Origin of the sequence: Leptolyngbya sp. FACHB-541 (assembly GCF_014695875.1) — a bacterium.
In the GTDB taxonomy this organism is placed as follows: Bacteria; Cyanobacteriota; Cyanobacteriia; order Elainellales; family Elainellaceae; genus JAAUTN01.
Map to the genome: position 1 here is coordinate 1 of NZ_JACJPC010000110.1, position 21715 is coordinate 21715.

Consider the following 21715-nt stretch of genomic DNA (forward strand, 5'->3'; position numbering starts at 1 on the left):
GAGGTCTAATCTACGTACAGGCTTGGTTATCCCTAGGGGCGAATCAGAGTACTTCACTCCTGACAGGGTCTATCAGCAGTCTCGCTGATGCTGGCGCTTACATACAAGGGGCGTAGCATTCGGTCACAAACTCTGCAACTTAATCACAATCCTCCTGCCGAATGCTTCGCCCGTACACCAAATAGTGCTTCTTTACAAAACCGATTCCGTGTTAGCTCAAGCAAGCTATGCCAGCATACTCACCATCTGCGTGATGACAGAGCTAAACTACCAAAGTTTGTAGTATGCTGTAGTTTGATGTAGCTCACGCCGTTAATTGGGGGTTCATAGGAGAATGCAAATTAAACCATATGCCCCTAATCAACTTGATGCGGTTATTCAGCTTTCGCTCCGAGCATAGGAGCCAGTCTTTGATTCGATTCAAAATGCTTTGGATTTTGATGTAGCTCACGCCGTTAATTGGGGGTTCATAGGAGAATGCAAATTGAACCATATGCCCCTAATCAACTTGATGCGGTTATTCAGCTTTCGCTTCGAGCGTGGGAGCCAGTCTTTGATTCGATTCAAAACGCTTTGGATGCTGAGGTGTACCAAGCGTTTTATCCCGTTGGTTGGGGTGTAAGTCAGCAAAAGGCTGTCGAGGATGTTTGCGCTGCCGAAGACACAAACGTGTGGGTTGCGGTCGATGCCGATTCCACTGTAGGTTTCGTAGCTGTGAAACTACACTCAGAGAACAACATGGGTGAAATCTACATGATTGCTGTCGATCCAGACTTTCAAAGTCAAGGCATTGGCACTGCTCTCATAGAATTTGCTCTTGCCTGGATGAAAGACGCTGGAATGGCGATCGACATGGTCGAAACGGGAGGCGATCCGGGTCATGCTCCAGCCCGTCACACCTACGAGAAAGTCGGCTTTAGGCAGTTACCGATCGCCAGATACTTCAAGAAGCTTTAGCCGGTAGATTAGGTGAAGCTTTCTACATGAGGCTAGATATTTTGAAAGGTGCCCCGTGTTCGCGGGGCACCTTTCAAAATATCTAGATTTAAAGATTGGTATTAGAAGAAAGCAGGCTGATGGCGGATCAGGCTGAGGAACTCTTCACGGGTTTTGTGATCATCCTGGAATACGCCAACCATTGCGCTGGTAACTGTCCAGGAACCTGGTTTTTGCACGCCGCGCATCACCATGCACATGTGGCTAGCTTCCATTACAACCGCTACGCCGCGTGGCTCCAGAATGATTTGAATGGCTTCAGCAATCTGCCGAGTCAAACGCTCCTGTACCTGCAAGCGGCGAGCATACATTTCGACAATTCGGGCAAGTTTACTCAAGCCCACAACCTTTTCGTTGGGAATGTAGGCGACATGAGCTTTCCCCATAAAAGGCAGCATGTGGTGTTCGCACAGGCTAAACACGTTGATGTCTCGCACCAACACCATTTCATTGTGCCCTTCATCAAAAATGGCACCATTGACCAATTCTTCTAAAGATTGATGGTAGCCACCAGTGAGAAACTGCATCGCTTCTGCAACCCGTTTGGGCGTCTTCAGCAGCCCTTCCCGCTCTGGATCTTCGCCTACACCTATCAACAAGTCCCGCACCGCTGACATCATTTGCTCTTGGGTGTCTGGCGCTGGCGGTTGGGGTTTAACCGTTTGCCCCCTGGCAGTGTTGCGGTCAGGACGAATTGGCAGCCGAGAGGCTGTATCTGCATCAGTTGAGGAATCGGGCTCGATCGGAGCGTCGTTACTGGTGTAACCGTTAGAAGAAACGATAGTCATAGTGGTTTGAGATGATCTTGGATGAACTGTAAATCAAGCAGTAGAGTCACTGTAGAAGGGGACTACAGCGCTCCAGCACTGGGCATCAGTGTCAGCTCTTCGATGACTGCCTGGGTAGGTAGCAAAACTGTGTGCAAAATAGACTCGGCGACCGTTTCAGGGGTGAGCATTTTGGAACGATCGAAATCAGCATGAACGAAGTCGGTATCCCACAGGGCAGTGTTGACTGCACCGGGGGAAACGGTGACTACTCGAATGCCATTCGATCGCTCTTCAGCCGCCAAGGTCTTAGAGAGAGCAAGCAATCCTGCCTTGCTGACGTTGTACGCACCCCAGTTGGGAAAAGCCTGATAGGCGGCAATTGAGGCAACGTTAACGATCGTTCCTGAGTGGCGATCGTGCATCCCTGGCAGAACCGCCTGAATGCACTGCAAAACGCTGGTTAAATTCAGCGTTAAGACCTGCTGCCAGTCTTCCAGGGAAGTTTCTAAAATGCCGCCGGTATAGCCTACTCCGGCGCTGTTGATCAAAATGTTGATTGGGCCATGGCGCTCTGCAATGCGGCTAATTTCGGCTTTGACCTGGGCGATCGCCGCCAAGTCCACAGGACAAACCTGTACCTCTACGCCTATCTGCCTCGCTTCTACGGCGACCGCGTCTAGCCTAGACTGATTGCGGCTGACCAAAACTAGATCGATTCCAGCTTTTGCAAAGGACAGGGCAGTAGCTTTGCCAATTCCACTGCTTGCCCCAGTAATTAGGGCACGGTGTTTTAGATCAAGAGTCATGAAATTTCCAAAATTCTCAGCCGATTGAGCCAGTGCGCCGACCTACGGGACTGATGGGACTGTTTGATGTCCCAAAGCAGTAAGGTGAAGGATTGGCGATCGCGTTAAAACCAACGCTACAAAGTTGAAACTAATACTAAAAACAAAAGGTTAAAGACAACAAGGCTGACCAAACAGCGTCAACTCTCTCCAAATCGTCGCCGAATCGGCACGTTTGAAGCGGCTACCTGCGGTTTCAACAGGGGAGCATACGCAAAAGAGCATAAGGTTAAAAAACCAATAACAACCAGTTCAAGCCCCAAGCAATCTAACGCTCTAAGCAGCGCAGCGATCGCCTGATGCAGTAAATGTGAACAAATGTTTCTTAAGAGATTATAACACTAGCGATCCCAGCAGGAGCGATCGCCTTCACCTCTATGCTGGAATCTCGGTAAACATACCGATACTGCGGAACTTTTGATAGCGTAAGTCTCGCCGCTGCTGTGGAGTCATCTGGCTTAGCTCCGCCAAATGACTGAGCAATGCTTGCTTGAGCGTTTCGGTAGTCTTCAATGGGTCGGCATGAGCTCCGCCAATAGGTTCTGGCAACAGCTCATCTAGAATGCCCAGATTCTTTAAGTCCAGTGCAGTGATTCGCAGTGCTTCAGCCGCTTGAGGCGCTTTTGCGGCATCTTTCCACAAAATTGCAGCGCACGCTTCGGGACTGGCAACGGTGTAAACAGAATGCTCAAACATCAGCAGGCGATCGCCCACACCCACACCCAATGCACCACCAGAACCACCTTCGCCAATCACTGTGCAGAGAATCGGCACATCTAAACGGAACATTTCCCGTAAGTTGTAGGCGATCGCTTCTCCCTGCCCCAGTCTTTCTCCCTCGGGTCCAGGAAATGCTCCGGGGGTGTCAATAAAGGTGATAATCGGCATCCCAAATCGGTTTGCGTGATTCATCAGCCGCATTGCCTTGCGGTAGCCACCCGGAGAAGCCATGCCAAAGTTTCGCATGACGTTGTCTTTGGTGTCTCTGCCCTTCTGATGCCCCAACATCACCACAGGACGACCATCTAGCCGAGCAACACCACCTACCAGAGCCGGATCATCTGTGCCTGTCAGGCGATCGCCATGCAACTCCAGCCAGTCATCGCTCATCGCTTGAATGTAGTCCAACGTACTGGGACGGCGAGGATGGCGAGCGACCTGAAGCCGCTGCGCTGGAGACAAACTATTAAAAATTTCTTGACGAAGCTGCACGGCACGGGACTCAAGCAGACGAATTTGATCAGAGAGATCGACGTTATTTTCCTCTGCTAGTTCACGCACACGGATAATATCTGCCTCTAACTTCACCAGAGGCTTCTCAAAATCAAGCAGGACAGGTCTACGTTCAGGAGTTGCCATAAGGGGGTTAGGAGTTAGGAACTGGGGGATTAGAGGTGAAGGGGCTGGGGACTGGGGTTAGGGGTTTGTTCCATCCCCAGTTTCCGGTTTGCTCGTTTTGCTCGTTCCCAAGCTAGAGCTAGGGAAACAAGAGGACATCCAAGAGGAAAAATTACTTTCCTACTTACCAACTTCCCCTTGCCCCTTGCCCCAACCCCTAGCCCCTCAAACTAGCAGAGGACGAAATCCGTGCTTGACCGATACCTGACCGATCAAGTCCATCTTTTCTAGCGTAATCTGATTGCGGCCCCAGGAGAAATTGGTATAGAGCTTTTCAAATTCCAGCAGCATAGATTCAGCAAAGCAGGCAAAGAGTTGGCGAGCCGGCACGTCCATGTTGACGATGCTCATGATTCGCCAGTCGATGTCCAGGGAGTGTTCGACGATGCCGCCATTCAAGACGTGTACGCCGGGATGCTGGAGCAAGTTTGCCAGGTTTTTGGGATAACCGCCGTCAATCAGCAAGCAAGGCTGCTTTAGCGTGGTGGGATCAATCTCCACGCCTTTGGGCATGCTGGCAACCCAAACGACAATGTCCGCCTGGGGCAACGCTTCATCCAGACTCATGATCTTGCCGCGCCCCAACTCTTCTTGAAGAACCTGTAATCGTTCCTGGTTGCGGGCGACTAACAGCAGCTCGGCTACGTCAGTACGGGCATCGAGCCAGCGGCAGATGGCGCTGCCGATGTCTCCTGTTGCCCCGCAAACCGCAACCGTTGCTTTGGAAAGTTCAATTCCTAGCTTTTGGGAAGCTTGCTCGACCTGACGGCAAATGATGTAGGCCGTGTGAGTGTTTCCGGTAGTAAAACGTTCAAACTCTAGCTTGACATTTCGCACCTGGCGAATCTGCTGGAGGTTGAAATTCTCGAAGATGATTGAGGAAAAGCCGCCCAGAGCCGTGATGTTGATGCCGTGCTTTTGGGCATGAGCCATCGCGTTGACGATTTTGCGAGTGGCGGCTTTGATGCGTCGAGTCGCTAGCATTTCTGGTAAAAAGCAGGATTCGACGTATCGACCTTCAATTTGTTGACCTGTGACGCTAGTGACTTTGATGGTGTCAACGATTTGAGGTGGGGCGCTGCACCAAAAATCTAATCCCTGGTCGGCATATTCGGGATATCCAAGTTCTCTAGCGACGGATTGGGCGTGTTCTAGGCTGGTGAGGTGACCGATTAAACCAAACATGAATGGCTCTACGCTATGCCTGCTATTTAGGCGAAATGGGGGATATGAAGGCGAAAACAGAAGTAAACACTCTTAAAAATACTACATGAAGCCATGAACCAGAAGAAAAACTTGCTGGCGATCGTCGATAGAACTTGAGCGAGTGTTAACCCAGTATTGCAATCCTATCGGAATCGTCTGTGGATTGCCATCAGACCGCCGAACTATCGAGACAATAAGGGCGCAGCCGCGAGGAGGGTTTTGGTGTAGGGGTGTTGAGGGTTAGAAAAGATTTTTGCAGTGGCTCCCAGTTCTACGATCTGCCCTGCGTTCATTACGGCGATGCGATCGCACAAAAACCTTGCCACCCAAAGGTCATGGGTAATGAACAGGTAGGTCAGGTCAAATTCGCGCTTAAGTTCTAGCATCAGTTCCAGCACCTGCGCCTGTACGCTGGCATCGAGCATACTCACGGGTTCATCGCAAATCAGCAGTTTGGGCTGGGTGATTAGGGCACGGGCGATCGCCACCCGCTGCTGTTGTCCGCCCGAAAGATCCCCCGGATAGCGATTGTAGAATTCTGTCGCTGGCGTTAACCCCACCCGCTCCAGCATTTGCAAAACTTTTTCCCTTGCAGCGGTGGCATCTGCCAAGCGGTGAATCAGGAGTGGATCAGCAATGCTCTGCCCCACAGTCATAGAAGGATTCAGGCAGGCGTGAGGGTCTTGAAAGATCATTTGAATCTGTCGTCGCTGCTGCCGCATAGAAGCACCAGAAAAAGCAGTCAAATCCTTTCCCAGGAACTCTACCCGCCCATCGGTCGGGCGAATCAGTTGCAGAATGGTGCGAGACAGCGTGCTTTTGCCACAGCCGGATTCCCCAACCAACCCTAAAATCTCACCCGGATAAAGCTCCAGATTGACCCCATCAACCGCTTTAATCGTGCGGTCTTCAGCCGGGAAGAACAGCTTGGCAACAAAATTTTGCTCAAGCGTGTAGTACTGCTTCAAATCCTGCAACCGCAGTAGCGGCTCACCTGACTTTGTTGCATTAGAGTGCTCCTTCTTACTCCCCAATTCCGCTATCCCCCCACTCCCCTCCGCCGGAACTGCCTGAACATGCAGCGCTGCCTTCAGCAACATCTGCGTGTACTCATGCTGAGGATTTTGCAAAACCGCTCGAGCGGCTCCGGTTTCGACAACCTTGCCTCGATACATCACGGCGATGCGATCGCAATATTCGCCAATCATCGCCAAGTCATGGGAAATCAGCAGCAGCCCCATCTGCCGTTCCTGACAAAGCCGGGTAAGTTCGCGCAAAATTTGAGCAGAAACGGTTACATCCAGACTGGTGGTCGGTTCATCCGCGACGATCAGTTTGGGGTTGAGCAACAGGGCCAGGGCGATCGCCACCCGCTGTCTCATGCCGCCGCTAAACTCGTGCGGATACTGATTCCAACGGCTTGCGGGAATTTTTACAGCTTCGAGGGTGGCGATCGCCTCTGCCTTTGCTGCCTGCTGGGAAAGTTGGGGACGATGGGCGCGGAGTGTTTCAACACAGTGATCGCCAATCGTCATCAGCGGATCAAGGCGAGTCATCGGGTCTTGGAAAATTAGCGCGACCGCTTCGCCTCGAAATCGCCGCAGTTCTTCCGGGGAAAAGTTGAAGAGCGATCGCCCCTCAAACGTAACTTTGCCCTCTATGCGAGTCGAGGCGGACAGCAGCCGCATTGCCGCTCGTCCCAAGGTTGACTTGCCACAGCCCGATTCACCCACCAAGCCCAGCCGCTCTCCCGGTTGAATCGTTAGCGACACGTCATCAACCGCCCAAGGGGTTGAGGAATAGTCTGGGGTACGCTCCGAAGTGGAATCTTGATCCGTCGCTGCTGCACCGTTTCCACTGCGATGACTGGGATAGGCAACTCGCAGATTTTCAATGCGGAATAGGGCTTCGGTCATGTTTAAAGGGCAGCGTCGCGGCTCTGACGTTTGATCGCTATTATCCTACAGCCGTTCTTGGTTAGCTGAGAGAATGCTTAAGGCTAACTCAGCTTACGAATTCACGAATCAGGTAAGTCATATTGCCCCACAATTTGCTTGGCGTAATCTGGGACGTGTGCCTCCAATTTCTCTGGGTGATTGCGCTTGACGTACAGGTAATTGCGGGTGAAGTGAGAGTCGATTGAGAAGCGGGCGTATTCCAATCCTTTTGGTCCGACTTTCTCGATTACGACACCCATCAGTTTGGCAGCCCACATTGGCAGGGTGACTCCCTTATCGTAGGCAGGAATGCTTTGCTGAACAGCATTGTGGCGATCGCCCTGACTCATCACAGGCTGCGTCTCGATTTGATCCCAAACCAGATCGAGCATCGTCTGTCCGCGATCGTTTCGCACAACAATCCACTGCCAACCAAAAGGTGCGCCCATGTAGCCAACCACTAAATCCGCCAACGAATTGACGTAATCAAAACAGCTCATACAGGACGGAGCAAACACATCCTTAAGCTGATTGGTTTTCAGTCCAAAAAAGGGCACCGTTTCGACCGAGCCATCTTCGTGCCTGAAATGCACCCGAAAGTCCTGCATGAATTCGTAATGCACAACAGTTTCGGGCGATCGGCTCGTCGTCTCCAGGAATTTCTGCAATCCGGCACGATTGACGTTATCCACGCAAGGTGTGCCCAACACATAAAGCTTTTCTAAGCCCAATTCTTTCTCAACTGCCCGGAGTGCTTGAATTTGACAGCCTACCCCAATTACCAGGAGTCGCTTCATCCCAGACTGCTCAATTTGCTCCAGTACCGATAGATTGGGCGACAGCGTCGGCTTATTTACCCGTGCTGCTAAAATCTCTTCTGGCGTTCGGGCAATTACGGGCATCGGCTGAAAGCGGTCTTCTTTCGTGTTTTGCACACAAACTACGCCTTCGACCATGCCCCGATTCAGCATTTGAATCGCGATCGAACTCACAATTCCCGTCCACTGCGCGCCTTCGATTGGCTCAGTTTTTCGCGCTGCCATCATGCCCTGACTTACGCCAAAGTACCAGTCATCAGGATTGTCGAGATCGCGCGATCGCCCGTGGGTCTGTTCTTCCAACTCGCCAATCTGCTGATTGAGAAAAGCGCAGGCTTCTTTTACATGCTGAATGTAGTAGGTATCACATAGCCCACACTCGCTACAAAGTTCTTTGGCAGGACGGATACTACTCGGCTTGAGGGCTTTGGCTTTGCGCTTTTGGGAATCTGTCAGCGTCATCGTAAATGCGGTTCATCAAACACAGCTTTTCTTAAAATACCGCCATGGCAGCGGATGTGGATGCGATCGCCCTACTCATGACACATTAATTATGGTTTCGCTTTCCTGCTGGGGCGATCGCCCAACTAATTCCCAATTCATTCAACGCGCCAAAACAGTTAGAGTTACGCAAGCGCTAGAAGAATTTGAAAAATCAATCAGGGCATGATGTCATTCAGGCTGAGATTTATCTCAGGCAAGAGGGGTGAGGCGATCGCTTGGCCTAAACGATATTGCTGTTGTTGATACTCACCATTCACCAACTGGCAGACTGTAAAAGTAGGCTGTTTTGGCTTTCTGATAAACGCAAGTCCACTTTTGGGAATCGTCCACTTCAAATTCAAGCGTAAAATCTCGGCAAATAACCTCCCAGCTAGTTTTCCTGAAGTGGATTCGTGAGGACCAGTTGGTTCCATGTCTCGGAGTTCGCCATCAATTAATTCGTAGCGCGGATCATTTCCGTATTAACTCCAGAATTCTTCAAAGGAAAGGAGTTTAGAGGGGGTATAGGTCATCATTCGCCTCTTTCCGCTTGACTCGGTTCACTTTACAATATTCGTAGCTAAAGTCTAACCGCAGCAGATTAGTGCTTTGAAAACAGAAACTGATCAGACTCAGATTGAACACATCATTCAAACGCTCAAGCAAGATTTGCCAATATTGTTTGAGCGTGATATTTCATACGATATTTATTCTCAAGATATTCTTTTCAAAGATCCGATTAGTCGATTTAAGGGAAAGTTTAACTATCGAATTATCTTTTGGACGCTGCGATTTCACGGTCAGCTATTTTTTACAGAGCTGTATTTTGATTTGCATGATGTGTATCAGTCTGAAGAAAACATCATCTTGGCAGATTGGACAGTACGCGGAACGCTACGACTGCCCTGGAAAGCAAAAATTTTCTTTAACGGTCAATCGTGCTATCGGCTAACTGAGGAAAAGCTGATTTACGAACATATTGATACCTGGGATCGCAAACCAAGTGAAATTCTGCGCCAGTTTTTTCGCAAGGGCATGTAGGGGCGTAGCATTCGGGTAAAAATCTCTGGTCTATTCCAGGAACTATCTGCCGAATGCTACGCTCTACGGGAGATTCGGCAGAGATACTATCTATATAGTTCCGGCAGGTAGATTTATGGCGGTCGCCCTTCTCAAGCGCTTCACCCTATCTGAATATCATCGCCTAACCGAGTTAGGGTTCTTTCAAGAAGATGACCGGGTTGAACTCATTCGAGGTCAAATTATTCAAATGGCGGCCAAAGGCACAGCCCACGAAGTTTGTTTAACTCGACTATTAAGAGAACTGCCAAAACTCCTACTTGAACAGGCACTTTTGCGATGCCAATCGCCTATCACTTTGATTGACGATAGTGAACCGGAACCTGATTTCTCGATTGTTCGTAACCGGGAAGATGACTATCTATCTGCTCATCCAAGTGCAGCTGATGTATTGCTCGTAATCGAAATCTCAGGTTCGTCACTAAGTTACGACCAAGAAACGAAATTACCGCTTTATGCTGAATCTGAAATTCCTGATTACTGGATATTAAACTTGCCTGAGAACTGTTTGGAAGCTTATAGCGAACCCTATCAAAAGCCAACAGGTGAGTTTGGCTATCGAGTGAAGCGGATTGTGTTAGCGGGAGAGGCGATCGCCCTTCCCCATTTCCCCGATCAGCAACTCAGTCTGACCAAAATCTTTCCGGGACAAACTAATATCCAAGGAGCTTCATAGTGTCTGGTGGTCTATGATACCGTTCACGTTGCTCAAGAAGCCTGAGAATATGCCCCATCTAAAAAACTATGAGATTCTCATAAAGGGGCTTGCCAGCTATGAGTGTGACGAACTCGCAGGATTCGCAAACGGTTGACCAATCGCAGGCAGAAGAAGATTATCCCTTAACTGCAGTGCCCCTATATGCGCGAAAGTCCTTCCTCTCAATGGCTTTCATGCTGCTGGGGTTTACCCTCTATTCAGGCACCTTCTTTGCTGGAGGGTTAGTGGGTCCAGCCTTTCGATTTTTCCCAGATTTGGTTGGTCTGCTGGTTGTTGGCAACCTGATCTTGGGTGGATATGCCGCTGCTCTGGCTTACATCGCCTCTAAAACAGGGCTTTCTACCGTCCTCATGGCGCGGTTTAGTTTTGGCAGTGTGGGTTCTCGCTGGGTCGATTTTCTCCTGGGGTTCACACAGGTGGGTTGGTACGCCTGGGGTTCAGGGCTCATTGCCGATTTGCTCAATCAGCTGGCAGGTGTACCAGAATCGTGGAACTGGCTAATCATTTTATTTTTCACCTATTTCTTTTGCATTACTGCTTACATTGGCTATCGAGCAATGGACTGGTATAGCCGCATTGCCGTCCCCGCCATCATCATTTTGATGCTGTGGAGTTTGACCATTTCAGCAAACCAGATCGGCGGCTTTGAGGGCTTGCAGGCGGTTCAGCCTTCAGGCGAGTTGGGTATTGGGGCAGCACTGACGATTATCGTCGGTACGTTTATCTCAGGCGGCACTCAAGCAACCAACTGGAGCCGATTTTCTGACTCTCCTCGCACAGCAACGCTCTCCACGCTGGCGGCTTTCTTTATTGCCAATGGCTTTGTGGTTTTTGGTGGTGCTTTTTCAGCTCTGGTCTATCAGAACTCTGACATGGTTATGGTGATGGCACGTCAGGGACTGCTGGTGGCTGGCTTCATTTTGCTGTTTCTCAACATGTGGAGTACGCAGGACAACACGATCTATGCATTTTCGATCGCCTTCTCTCACATGTTTCGCACCAAAAAACGCACTTTCTTTGTGTTGATCGGAGCCACAATCGCCCTTGCACTAGCTTGGGGCGGCATCTATGAAAGCTCTCAATTCATCAATTTCCTCATTCTGCTCGGTTCGTTTATCCCCCCAGTAGGCGGCGTAGTCATGGCAGATTATTGGCTCTATCGTCGCGGTCAGTTTCCCTCGTTGGATGAACCGCAGCCTGCCTTTAATTGGGCGGGAATTGCGGCTTATGTGGTGGCAGCGGCGATCGCCTACTTCACCGGCAAGGCAGGCATTGGCATTGCTCCAGTCAACGGCATCATCATTGCGGCAGTGCTGTACCCGATTCTGACCAAAGTGATTCCTCAGCCAACCGGCACGACAGCCCTCAAGTAGGGATACCCGCTTTCCACAGTCAAGAATGGCTATCCTAGACTAGAGACTGATGCTAGGAGAGTTTTTAGATGACCGAACAAACAGCACGTGAATTGTTTCAGGCTGCCTACGAAAATCGCTACACCTGGGATAAAAATTTCCCTGGTTTTACAGCCGACATCGAGCTAAAGCAAGGGGACCAAGTCTACAGAGGTAAAGCCCAGGTTAATCGCAATCTCAGCGTTGAGATAATCGATGTGGCAGATGAGCAGGCAAAGCAGGCGATCGAGGGGCAACTGCGCGAGGTGGCGATTCACCGGATTCGTAGAAGCTTTGATGAAACGCACGGCAAAAATACCTTCGCGTTTGGTGAAACAGACGACACGGGCGCGGTCGAAATTCTGGTGAGCGGCAAATCGGAGGGCGATCGCTACAAAGTTCGCAATAACGAAGTTTGTCTGGTTCATCGTCACATTCACGGCATTGTCGTCACCATCAACACTGCTAGCAGCCATCAGACCGAATCTGGCTATCTCTCCCACCGTTATGACTCGGTTTACAACGACCCTAAAACGGGTGAGCAAAAAGGCAGCGCTGAGCATGAAGATGAGTACGAAAAAGTTGGGGATTACTACATCCTGACTCGTCGCTTGCTCAAATCAGAGGATCAAGGCAAGCAGACCGTTGATGAGTTTAATTTCTCCAACGTCAAGCTGCTTCAGCCTGTTGCAGTTTGATTAGGCTGAATTTTGCAGTCTGATAGAATAGAACTAGTGCGAATCTCCGTAAGGTGAACTATGCCTCAAACAATGGAACTCACGCCTGAGAATGTGGAAAAGGTGCTGGATGAATTGCGCCCTTACCTCATCTCTGATGGCGGCAACGTAGAACTGGTCGAGTTAGATGGCCCAATCGTGCGGCTGCGGCTCCAGGGAGCCTGCGGTTCCTGCCCTAGCTCCACGATGACCCTGAAAATGGGCATCGAGCGCAGACTCCGCGAATATATTCCTGAGATTGCTGAGGTTGAGCAAGCTTTTTAAGTCAGGCTCATCCGGTTGTTTCTCGCGATCGCACCTTTCAAGTTGATATGTGAAATTGCGATCGCCAAAATTACAGTTACCGATTACTTTTAGAGCAGGGAAAATTTACGAACTTTCCCTGCTTATTTTTATTTCTGTGGGTCGCCTCCTGGTTTATGCCTTATCCTCTCTACGTCGCCTTCATTTGGCATCAGCATCAGCCGCTATACAAAAGCCGCACCGTAGGTCACTATCAGTTGCCCTGGGTGAGACTGCACGGCACAAAAGATTATTTAGATTTGATCCTGCTGTTAGAGCGCTATCCCAGGCTGCACCAAACCGTGAATTTGGTGCCTTCGCTGATTCTGCAAATCGAAGATTATGTAGCGGGAACAGCGTTTGATCCGTACCTGTCTCTGGCGCTGAAGCCCGTAGAGCAGCTTGAGGTAGACCAGCAGCAATTTATTATTGAGCATTTCTTTGACGCAAACCACCACACGCTGGTTGACCCGCATCCCCGCTATGCTGAGCTATTTTATCAGCGGCAGGATAAGGGACGTGCCTGGTGTCTAGATAACTGGGCCGCGCAAGACTACAGCGACCTGCTGGCATGGCATAACCTGGCGTGGATCGATCCGCTGTTTTGGGATGACCCCGAAATTGCCCAGTGGCTAGAGCAGGGGCGCAACTTTAGCCTGAGCGATCGCCAGCGAATCTATTCCAAACAGCGACAAATCCTCAGCCGCATCATTCCCCACCATCGGCAGATGCAGGAAAGCGGGCAGCTAGAAGTCATGACTACGCCCTATACGCACCCAATTTTGCCGCTGTTAGCGGATACCGATGCCGGACGAGTCGCCGTTCCAAACATGGCGCTGCCGCAACATCGGTTTCAGTGGGCAGAAGACATTCCGCGCCATCTGCGAAAAGCCAAGCAAATGTATAAAGAGCGCTTTGGTCGCGATCCGCGTGGACTATGGCCTTCAGAGCAATCTGTTAGCCCCGCAATCTTGCCCGATGTGGCGGCTCACGGGTTTGAATGGCTCTGCTCCGATGAGGCAGTGTTGGGCTGGACGCTAGGTCACTTCTTCCATCGCGATGGTTCAGGGACTCTATTTGAGCCGGAAGTTCTCTATCGCCCCTATCGCCTGGAAACTCCTCAGGGCGATTTATCGATCGTGTTTCGCGATCACCGTTTGTCTGACTTGATTGGCTTTACTTACGGGTCAATGGAGCCACGTCAGGCGGCTTCTGATCTAGCGGGACAGTTAGAGGCGATCGCCCGCTCCCTCAAAGCCCGTCAATCCGACGGTAGCACCACCCTAGAAAATCCCTGGCTGGTCACGATCGCCCTTGACGGCGAAAACTGCTGGGAATATTACCAGCAAGATGGCAAACCTTTCCTGGAAGCGCTCTACCAAACCCTGAGTGATGACCCCAATCTGCAACTCGTCACCGTCGCCGAATTCCTCGACAAATTCCCCGCTACCGAAACTATTCCTGCCAACAAACTGCACAGCGGCTCCTGGGTAGACGGCAGCTTCACCACCTGGATCGGCGACCCCGCCAAAAACCGCGCCTGGGACTTGCTCACCGAAGCCCGACAGGTGCTAGCCAACCACCCCGAAGCGACCGAAGAAAATAACCCCGAAGCCTGGGAAGCCCTCTACGCAGCGGAAGGCTCTGACTGGTTCTGGTGGTTTGGCGAAGGGCATTCCTCTAACCAGGATGCGATGTTTGACCAGCTTTTCCGAGAACATTTGGCGGCACTGTATCAAGCATTAAATGAGCCAGTTCCCTTCAACGTGCGCCAACAGGTTGAGGCTCATGCTGAGAATGGCGATCGCCAACCCCGCAGCTTCATTCACCCAACTGTAGATGGACGCGGAGACGAGCAAGATTGGGACAAAGCCGGACGCATTGAAATCGGCGGCGCACGCGGTACCATGCACCGCAGCAGCCTCGCCCAGCGGCTTTGGTATGGCGTTGATCACCTAAATTTCTATCTGCGTCTCGACTTCAAGGCAGCTACTCGCCCCGGAGTAGACATTCCCCCAGAGCTACACCTGCTCTGGTTCTATCCCGGTCGCACCATGCACAACAGCCCAGCACCCTTGGCAGAATTGCCGGATGAGCCACCCGCAAACTACCTGTTTCACCATCATTTAGGGGTAAATCTGCTTACACAATCGACCTGGTTTCAGGAAGCCGGAGAAAATTTCCAGTGGCATTCGCACCCCTGCCGCGCTAAAGCTGCTGTTGACTCTTGCCTGGAAATTGCTGTGCCTTGGGCAGACTTGCACACCGTTGAACCAGACTGGTCTTTGCAGCTAGTTTTGATCCTGGCGGAGGACGGCTGTTATCGAAACTATTTGCCAGAAAATACTCTGGTGCCGCTGCAAGTGCCTTAGGATCGTGGACTAAATAACCTGCACAACCGTCCTACTGTAGGGGCATGGCAATGCCATGCCCCTACTCAGGAATTACGTGGGATGGATGTCCCACCTGTCGGGACGGGCAAGATGCCCATCCTACAGTACTTAAACCATGATGCGATTGAGAACACACATCACCTTATCCGGGTAACGGGGAACTGGAATCGGTTTGCTCCAGGCGCTTGCTTCGGCAACGCCAAGGGTATGTTGCCGAAGAATGTGTGCTTTGACATTGTCTTCAGTGCCGATCACAAATGTAGTGAGAATGCGCGGATCGGGGTTAATTTGAATCAGAGCAGAATTATCAGTCATGGCAGTTTTACTCCACTAAGGAAACGGGTTGAAGAGATACCCAAAACCAAAGCCACCCTGCTGCTTTTTTGCCATAGCAAAGTCAGGGTGGCTAGTGGAGTGATAAACTGCCCTCTAGCCCTCCGAACTGTTGTCGCAGTTTTGAGGGTTAGTCGCCTGTTGTTGTTGGTCGCAACAGCAGGTGACGCTTTGATACTGAATATGTTTTTTGTACTGAGGAACCAGACTACTTGAGAATAGAGCTTTTCGCAAGTGGTTCTTGATACAGGTTTACAGGCTTGAAGTTTTGAATAGGGCGATCGCCTAGCTCTTCAAGAGAACTAACCTACCACTTAGAGATGGGTTCATACCAGGATGCTGTGAATGTGATTGGGCATGATCACAAATGCATCCAGATTAAGGTTTGAAAAATAGAAAGGTAAGCGTTGCCAACAGGCATCAACCCTTTGCCCCAATTGATTCAACCGCATCTCACTATTGATGATTTCACCAAACAAACAGTTCCGCTGGTAGGTACAAATGGTAATGAAATACATGCCTACGGCGGTGTAATCATATCCTTTCAGCCGAATCGATCGCCGATGATGTTTGTCTAGGTCATATTTCATGAAATCCACCAATGCATCTGATCGGTAAAATTCCCAATTAGGAGGGGCGATATATCGACAATAAATTGAAGTTATTTCAGTCTATTCTCTAACATCATGGGTTTGAAGTAACAGTAAAAAAGAATGCTTTGTTACCTGCTACATCCAATAATTTTAATGTTTATGCAGTGCGTCAGTCGTGAACTAACTGAGTTGATGTAATTAAATTGGTGAATACATAAGTTAACTTCTGATTGCATTGGAGTAACAGGCGATCGCAGCCCCAGCAAGGCTATCTGTAACCATCGAATCTCGTCGTTGAACTGCCTCATTTCTAGGCAGGGGCAAGTAGATGTAGGCTATAGCCCGCATGTGTCTCAGCTCTGTTGGGTCAAACATTCGCTCTACTCAAGCTACTACTTTTGTAAAGTATATTCAACGTAAGTATGAATATATATCAAAACTGATGCTGTTTTTTGATTGAATGTTTCACAATTAAAGCAAAAGATGGCTTTGAAATAGCCAACTTAAACTTAACTAGCGCGCTCTAGAAAAGCCGTTTTTCCTATGCTTTAAACCTGGAAGACGGCAGGTGTAGAGGAGTGTGAATGCGATCGCCCACAAACGACTGCTCACAGCAAAGATCACATCTGATTTTTAATTTCTTCAGCAAGAAAACATAGAACTTAACGTCAGCAGACTGTCGAATTGACGCTACAAGACTGGTTGACTGGCAAGCCTTTTAGGATGCCTATTTGCTCGAAAATTTACAGGACATAAAACGGCTTTTGACCGTTCTGGTGGAGGCAGAACGCTGTGCAATTCGCGTTTATCCGAAATCTGCAGCATGACTTTTGGCATTCATCGCACTTATGAACTGGCGCTAGCGATCATCACGTTCATCCAGTTCAACTAGGTCTGATGGTTGTGTTGTTTGTGGATGGAGGCGTTCTCACGGAGCATCTCTACTGTGGCTAGCATGAGCGATCGCTAAATCAACCAGATTAATGCATTCATTAAAAGAATTTTAGGTTAGAGGTAATAATATGGACGCTCATGAACTCCTGGAACGATACGCTGCTGGGGAGCGCAATTTTGACACTGTAGACTTGAGCGGAACCTACCTGAGCGGCGCAGATTTGCGCGGCGTAGATCTTAAAAAAGCAATCTTATGTGAGGCAGACTTAAGCGGTGCCTATCTCGTTGGGGCAGAGCTAAACGGAGTTGTTTTGCGAGAGGCGAATCTAAGCGGCGCTCGCTTGAGCGGTGCACATCTAAATGGAGCAGATTTATCCAAAGCCAATTTAGTAGGCGCAGATCTGAGCAGCACAACGCTGTGGAGAGCAGTCCTAAAACGGGCAAACCTCGCTGGCGCAAACCTCAACCGGGCTAGCCTCAACGAAGCAAACTTGGCAGAAGCAAACCTGGCTACGGCAGACCTAAGAGATGCAAAACTAACCGGGGCAAATTTGACTGGGGCAAACTTAAGCGAGGCAACGCTGGTAAAAGCTACCCTATGCAAGGCAAAGCTGGTGTTAGCCAGCCTGTGTGGGGCTAACCTGGAGCGGGCAGATTTAGCTGAAGCGAATTTGTCAGATTCAGATTTGAGTTGGGTGAATCTAGATGGTGCAAATTTGCGGGCGGCAAATCTAAGTCGGGTCAACCTGGGTGAAGCGGAGCTAACAGGAGCTAACCTATATCGAGCAAATTTAACTGCCGCAAAGCTAATTGTGGCGATCTTGCGCGGGGCTAACCTGGAGCGAGCAGAGCTAATTAGTGCAAACCTATCAAGTGCGGATCTGAGTTGGGCAAATCTGGATGACGCAAACTTGAGCGGGGCCAACCTGCATCGAGCTATTTTGGAAGATACGCGACTGAGTTCAACCATCTTGCGCGGCGCAGACTTGAATGAAGCAAAGCTAAATTCAGAAATTCACGCTCTCAATTTTTTGGATTTTAGCTGGGCCACTATGCCCGACGGTGCAGTTCACAGCTAAATTGGAGTCTAGGTGTCATTAGTCCTTTGTCCATAGGTTATTGGTAGCTTTACAAATCACCCATGACAAGGGACAAAGAACTAATGACAGAAGACAAACCGTTTAAGAAGCTGAGAAAAATCTGTGCTTGACCTGAAGCAAATCCGGGAAAAACCAGAGCAGATTCAGGAACGTCTGAATTTGCGAGGAGGTTATGATCTAAAGCCAATTTTGGAACTCGACCAGCAGCAGCGAGAGCTAGAAGTAAAGCGATCGCAGCTTCAGGCTCGAAGCAACGAAATTGGCAAACTGGTGGGTCAGAAACTGAAATCGGGTGCTGATCCCAAAGGCGAGGAAGTTCAGGCACTCCGAGATGAGGGAAACCAGGTTAAAGCCCACCTGAGCGAACTGGAACCTCAAGAAAGAGAGCTGAAAGCTCAGCTAGAAGCGTTACTGCTGACACTACCCAATTTGCCTAGCGAGTCTACCCCCCTTGGTAAAAGCGAGGATGAGAACGTCGAGATTCGGCGTTGGGGAGACGAATATTTACCCAAAAATCCAGACATCCTGCCTCACTGGGAAATTGGCGAAAAGCTGAAGATTCTTAACTTTGAGCGATCGACTAAGGTGGCTCAAAGCCGGTTTGTGACGCTGATTGGAGCAGGGGCAGCGTTAGAGCGGGCGCTGATTCAGTTCATGCTCGATCGCCAAATTCAGGCGGGCTACGTGGAAGTGATTCCCCCGTTTCTAATCAACAGCCAGTCACTCACAGCATCGGGTCAGTTGCCAAAATTCTCTGAGGAAAGCTTTAAGTGCGATCGCGACGACCTTTGGCTCACCCCAACTGCTGAAGTCCCCGTCACCAACCTCTACCGGGACGAAATCCTCTCTGCTGAAGAGTTGCCCATTCACCATTGCGCTTACACCCCTTGCTTTCGTCGTGAGGCAGGCAGCTACGGGCGAGACACTAGAGGCTTGATTCGCCTGCACCAGTTCAACAAGGTAGAGCTATTCAAGTTTGTTCACCCTGATACCTCCGAGCAAGAGCATCAGACCCTAACGCAGAACGCGGAAGCAATTTTGCAAGCGCTTCAGCTTCCCTATCGGGTCATTGAGCTATGTACGGGCGATCTGGGTTTCTCTGCCGGAAAAACCTATGACCTGGAAGTTTGGCTTCCCTCATCGGGCAAATACCGAGAAATTTCAAGCTGCTCCAACTGTTACGACTTTCAGGCGCGGCGCGGCAACATTCGGTTTAAGGAACCTGGTAAAAAGGGAACGCAGTTTGTCCACACGTTAAATGGCTCTGGGTTAGCGGTTGGTCGCACAATGGCAGCTATTCTGGAAAACTACCAGCAGCCCAATGGCACAATCCGCCTGCCGGAAGTACTACAGCCCTATCTGGGACGCGAAACGCTTTGAGCGAGTATCGGCCGTTGACGTGCGATGTTCAGCTCATTTTTTGCTCGTTCTGAAGCTGGAATCCCCGTCAGGGCGTAGCATTCGGGCAAGAACCTCGGTCTATTCTGGGGTCTATCTGCCGAATGCTGCGCCCCTACCCAGTACGAGACAACTCATTGAGTGAATGCCGCAAATATTAAGGCAAACTAAGCTTGTGATCGATCTGCTTTGCCCCAGACCCTCGATAGATCCGCTCAGATTGCTCTGGAGGTAGCCATCTCGCTCCAGGGAAGTGAACTTCAGGAGTCGCTTCATCCTCGACGTAAACCGTAAACTGACTTTGCGGCGGCACGTAGGCATGGTGAACCGGATCGTAAGCAAAGACTTCGCCTGTTTCAATGTGGTAAATCCAGGCGTGGAGGCTGAGCTTGTCCTGATAGAGCTTAGAGCGCACTACGGGGTAAGTCCGCAGGTTCTCAATCTGGGTGAGCACGTTTTCAGCGGTCGCCAGCTCCAGCAATTCCTCGCCGTGGTGATCGCTGTAATTTTCTTTTAGTACTCGCCGCGTTGCCTCAGCGTGTTTGAGCCAATCACAGACCAGCGGCATTTCTTCCTCAAGCTCGTTGAGCTTCAAAAGCCCCTTCATTGCGCCACAGTGAGAATGTCCGCAGACGATAATCTGCTCAATTCCCAGGGCATGGATCGCGTATTCGATCGCGGCTCCTTCGCCCCCATTTGCCGCTCCATAGGGAGGAATAATATTACCCGCATTGCGAACCACAAACAGTTCGCCCACTTGAGCCTGAGTAATCAGATTGGGATCAACCCGTGAATCAGAACAAGCGATGAACAGCACTCGCGGCTTCTGACCGTGCGCGAGTTGCTCAAACAATTCCTGGTGCTGGCTAAAATAGCTGGTCTGAAAATCACGCAGACCTTTAATCAGTTTTCTCATGGCCCTCATTCCCCGTAGGAGTCCATCCTACCGTTTTGGCACGGCATTTTTCCGTCTATGTAGCGAATTGTAGGAGTAGATTTTGTTCTACCTCCCATAACAAAAACGGATAATCCTCCGGTTGCCCTTTAACTAGGTTGCCAATATGGGGATGATTCACGGCTATTTATCCAAAAACTGTAGGGGCGTTTCACGAAACGCCCCTACGAGATTTATGCTTTTCCAAAAGGCTGTCTTGCGAGGAGGGGGATGTGGTTCTAGCCCACATCCCCCTCCCCACAAAATGGCTTGATTGAAGCTGTCCTAGCTGCGCTTAAGCAGGGACGAAACGCGGCTTTTAACCTGATCTAGGGCAGCCCCAATCCCGCTGGTCACGCTAGGTTGGGGTGGCACTGCTAGCTGAATCGGCTCATCCTTAAATTCTTTGAGGCGATAGCCATATTCCAAATGCTGCTGATGTTTCCGCAACACGGGATAGAGGCGGAAAGCTCCCTGAAGCAGGTCTGCTTGACTACCAAAAATAGCTTCGCTGATCTGACTGGAGCGCTTGACGGCGATCGCCCCCACGGGATACCAGCCTTTTTTGCCTTGAATACGAATATAAACCTCAAATTCTGGAATTCCGTCAGCCCGCATCCGGTCAAGCTCTTGAGATGCTTTAGCGCGTTCTTGCGATCGCTTAGAGACTTTAGCTTGAGACTGAGGCTGCGTTTTTCCAAACCCAAGATTGGATGTCATAAACTCTATGCTATAAACCTTAATAAAAGTTTACAGCCTTTTCAGAAAATTCGACGGACTTACATGAGGGGTTATTGGTAATTACCCCTCATACACCTTCCAGACCCTTTGGAATGAGTATTGCCGATTCATCTCAAGCAGGCAAACTGCTTGCCCCGCAAGAAATCAAGGTTTCCAGGTCTGTAGTTGCCTATGTCAAATCGCTCATCTCACAGTGAGTAATTGGCTGCTGACTGGTCAAAACCATTAACCATTGCAATTACCCCTGAAACCCGCTCTATATAAAAATTTCTGCGGAAAATGAGTCATTTCTGTACATTTGCACTACAATTCACTTCAAACAGTTGAAATGCTTGTGAGGGCTGTATTTCATGAATAAAGGTGACTTGATCGACGCGGTTGCAGAAAAAGCAGGTGTAACCAAAAAAGAGGCCGATCAGATTTTGACGGCTTTGTTTGAAACCATTCAGGACGCTGTAGCCGAAGGTGAAAAAGTGACACTAGTTGGCTTTGGCACCTTTGAACCTCGCGATCGCAAAGAGCGTGAGGGACGCAACCCTAAGAGTGGAGAAACAATCAAAATTCCAGCAACCCGTGTTCCTGCGTTCAGTGCAGGCAAACTATTCAAGGAGAAAATCTCCTCGAACGGAAAAGTTGCATAACATTCGCTGTTTTAGGATTACTCCAGT

General features: G+C 49.9%; 21 protein-coding genes and 1 pseudogene. 10 read left to right on the forward strand and 12 right to left on the reverse strand.

The features are described 5' to 3' along the window. The first annotated feature begins 477 nt into the window (after positions 1–477). Positions 478–957: a GNAT family N-acetyltransferase gene (locus tag H6G00_RS22585; RefSeq protein ID WP_190798486.1), complete on the forward strand. Its 480-nt coding sequence runs from the start codon at positions 478–480 to the stop codon at positions 955–957. Positions 958–1058: 101 nt separating this feature from the next. Here H6G00_RS22585 and folE read toward each other — a convergent pair whose 3' ends face one another. From folE to H6G00_RS36790, 7 genes and pseudogenes are all read right to left on the reverse strand, one after another. Then, positions 1059–1784 carry a GTP cyclohydrolase I FolE gene (gene folE / locus H6G00_RS22590; protein ID WP_190798487.1) on the reverse strand — a complete coding sequence of 242 codons (726 nt, stop codon included), beginning with the start codon at positions 1782–1784 and terminating at the stop codon, positions 1059–1061. A gap of 62 nt (positions 1785–1846) precedes the next feature. After that, positions 1847–2572, reverse strand: coding sequence for an SDR family oxidoreductase (locus H6G00_RS22595; protein WP_190798488.1), 726 nt, complete (start codon positions 2570–2572; stop codon positions 1847–1849). A 414-nt stretch (positions 2573–2986) separates the two neighbouring features. Then, positions 2987–3970 carry an acetyl-CoA carboxylase carboxyl transferase subunit alpha gene (accA, locus tag H6G00_RS22600; RefSeq protein ID WP_190681336.1) on the reverse strand — a complete coding sequence of 328 codons (984 nt, stop codon included), beginning with the start codon at positions 3968–3970 and terminating at the stop codon, positions 2987–2989. 204 nt (positions 3971–4174) lie between these two features. Next, a complete protein-coding gene (locus tag H6G00_RS22605) occupies positions 4175–5194 on the reverse strand; it encodes a long-chain acyl-[acyl-carrier-protein] reductase (RefSeq protein ID WP_190646320.1) in 1020 nt (339 codons plus the stop codon). A 203-nt stretch (positions 5195–5397) separates the two neighbouring features. Further along, a complete protein-coding gene (locus H6G00_RS22610) occupies positions 5398–7131 on the reverse strand; it encodes an ABC transporter ATP-binding protein (RefSeq protein WP_190798489.1) in 1734 nt (577 codons plus the stop codon). 101 nt (positions 7132–7232) lie between these two features. Further along, positions 7233–8432, reverse strand: coding sequence for a Coenzyme F420 hydrogenase/dehydrogenase, beta subunit C-terminal domain (locus tag H6G00_RS22615; protein WP_190798490.1), 1200 nt, complete (start codon positions 8430–8432; stop codon positions 7233–7235). Between the two features lie 197 nt (positions 8433–8629). Then, positions 8630–8986, reverse strand: a pseudogene (locus H6G00_RS36790) (hypothetical protein). 76 nt (positions 8987–9062) lie between these two features. Between H6G00_RS36790 and H6G00_RS22625 the strand changes: the two are divergent. The 6 genes from H6G00_RS22625 (at position 9063) to H6G00_RS22650 (ending at position 15033) form a co-directional block, all read left to right on the forward strand. Then, a complete protein-coding gene (locus H6G00_RS22625; protein ID WP_190798491.1) occupies positions 9063–9494 on the forward strand; it encodes a DUF2358 domain-containing protein in 432 nt (143 codons plus the stop codon). Between the two features lie 115 nt (positions 9495–9609). Beyond that, positions 9610–10209, forward strand: a complete 600-nt coding sequence (locus tag H6G00_RS22630) for a Uma2 family endonuclease (protein WP_190798492.1) — start codon at positions 9610–9612, stop codon at positions 10207–10209. Between the two features lie 98 nt (positions 10210–10307). After that, positions 10308–11624, forward strand: a complete 1317-nt coding sequence (codB, locus tag H6G00_RS22635) for a cytosine permease (RefSeq protein WP_190798493.1) — start codon at positions 10308–10310, stop codon at positions 11622–11624. Between the two features lie 68 nt (positions 11625–11692). Further along, positions 11693–12340: a DUF3386 domain-containing protein gene (locus H6G00_RS22640; protein ID WP_190646314.1), complete on the forward strand. Its 648-nt coding sequence runs from the start codon at positions 11693–11695 to the stop codon at positions 12338–12340. Between the two features lie 60 nt (positions 12341–12400). Beyond that, positions 12401–12643: a NifU family protein gene (locus H6G00_RS22645; RefSeq protein WP_190646313.1), complete on the forward strand. Its 243-nt coding sequence runs from the start codon at positions 12401–12403 to the stop codon at positions 12641–12643. 155 nt (positions 12644–12798) lie between these two features. Beyond that, positions 12799–15033 (forward strand): glycoside hydrolase, encoded by a 2235-nt coding sequence (locus H6G00_RS22650; RefSeq protein WP_190798494.1) that lies wholly within the window; start codon positions 12799–12801, stop codon positions 15031–15033. Between the two features lie 129 nt (positions 15034–15162). Here H6G00_RS22650 and H6G00_RS22655 read toward each other — a convergent pair whose 3' ends face one another. The 3 genes from H6G00_RS22655 to H6G00_RS22665 form a co-directional block, all read right to left on the reverse strand. After that, positions 15163–15369: a hypothetical protein gene (locus tag H6G00_RS22655; protein ID WP_190798495.1), complete on the reverse strand. Its 207-nt coding sequence runs from the start codon at positions 15367–15369 to the stop codon at positions 15163–15165. Positions 15370–15713: 344 nt separating this feature from the next. Further along, on the reverse strand, positions 15714–15977 hold the full coding sequence (locus H6G00_RS22660; protein WP_190798496.1) for a transposase: 264 nt from the start codon (positions 15975–15977) through the stop codon (positions 15714–15716). Between the two features lie 222 nt (positions 15978–16199). Further along, the gene (locus H6G00_RS22665) at positions 16200–16355 is read right to left on the reverse strand and encodes a hypothetical protein (protein ID WP_190798497.1); all 156 of its coding nucleotides are present in this window, start codon (positions 16353–16355) and stop codon (positions 16200–16202) included. 647 nt (positions 16356–17002) lie between these two features. On the opposite strand from H6G00_RS22665, the gene H6G00_RS22670 reads away from it, so the two are divergent. Further along, entirely contained in the window at positions 17003–17953 is a 951-nt protein-coding gene (locus H6G00_RS22670; protein ID WP_190681349.1) for a pentapeptide repeat-containing protein, read from the forward strand. Between the two features lie 123 nt (positions 17954–18076). Then, on the forward strand, positions 18077–19354 hold the full coding sequence (serS, locus tag H6G00_RS22675) for a serine--tRNA ligase (RefSeq protein WP_190798498.1): 1278 nt from the start codon (positions 18077–18079) through the stop codon (positions 19352–19354). A 175-nt stretch (positions 19355–19529) separates the two neighbouring features. Here serS and H6G00_RS22680 read toward each other — a convergent pair whose 3' ends face one another. Together H6G00_RS22680 and H6G00_RS22685 are read right to left on the reverse strand one after the other, a co-directional pair. Continuing rightward, positions 19530–20288 (reverse strand): carbonic anhydrase, encoded by a 759-nt coding sequence (locus H6G00_RS22680; RefSeq protein ID WP_190798499.1) that lies wholly within the window; start codon positions 20286–20288, stop codon positions 19530–19532. Between the two features lie 303 nt (positions 20289–20591). Further along, the gene (locus tag H6G00_RS22685) at positions 20592–21026 is read right to left on the reverse strand and encodes an HHL1-like protein (RefSeq protein WP_190798500.1); all 435 of its coding nucleotides are present in this window, start codon (positions 21024–21026) and stop codon (positions 20592–20594) included. A 371-nt stretch (positions 21027–21397) separates the two neighbouring features. Here H6G00_RS22685 and H6G00_RS22690 point away from each other — a divergent pair, with 371 nt between their 5' ends. Beyond that, complete coding sequence (locus H6G00_RS22690) at positions 21398–21688, forward strand: HU family DNA-binding protein (RefSeq protein WP_190646305.1); 291 nt, start codon at positions 21398–21400, stop codon at positions 21686–21688. Positions 21689–21715: the final 27 nt, after the last annotated feature.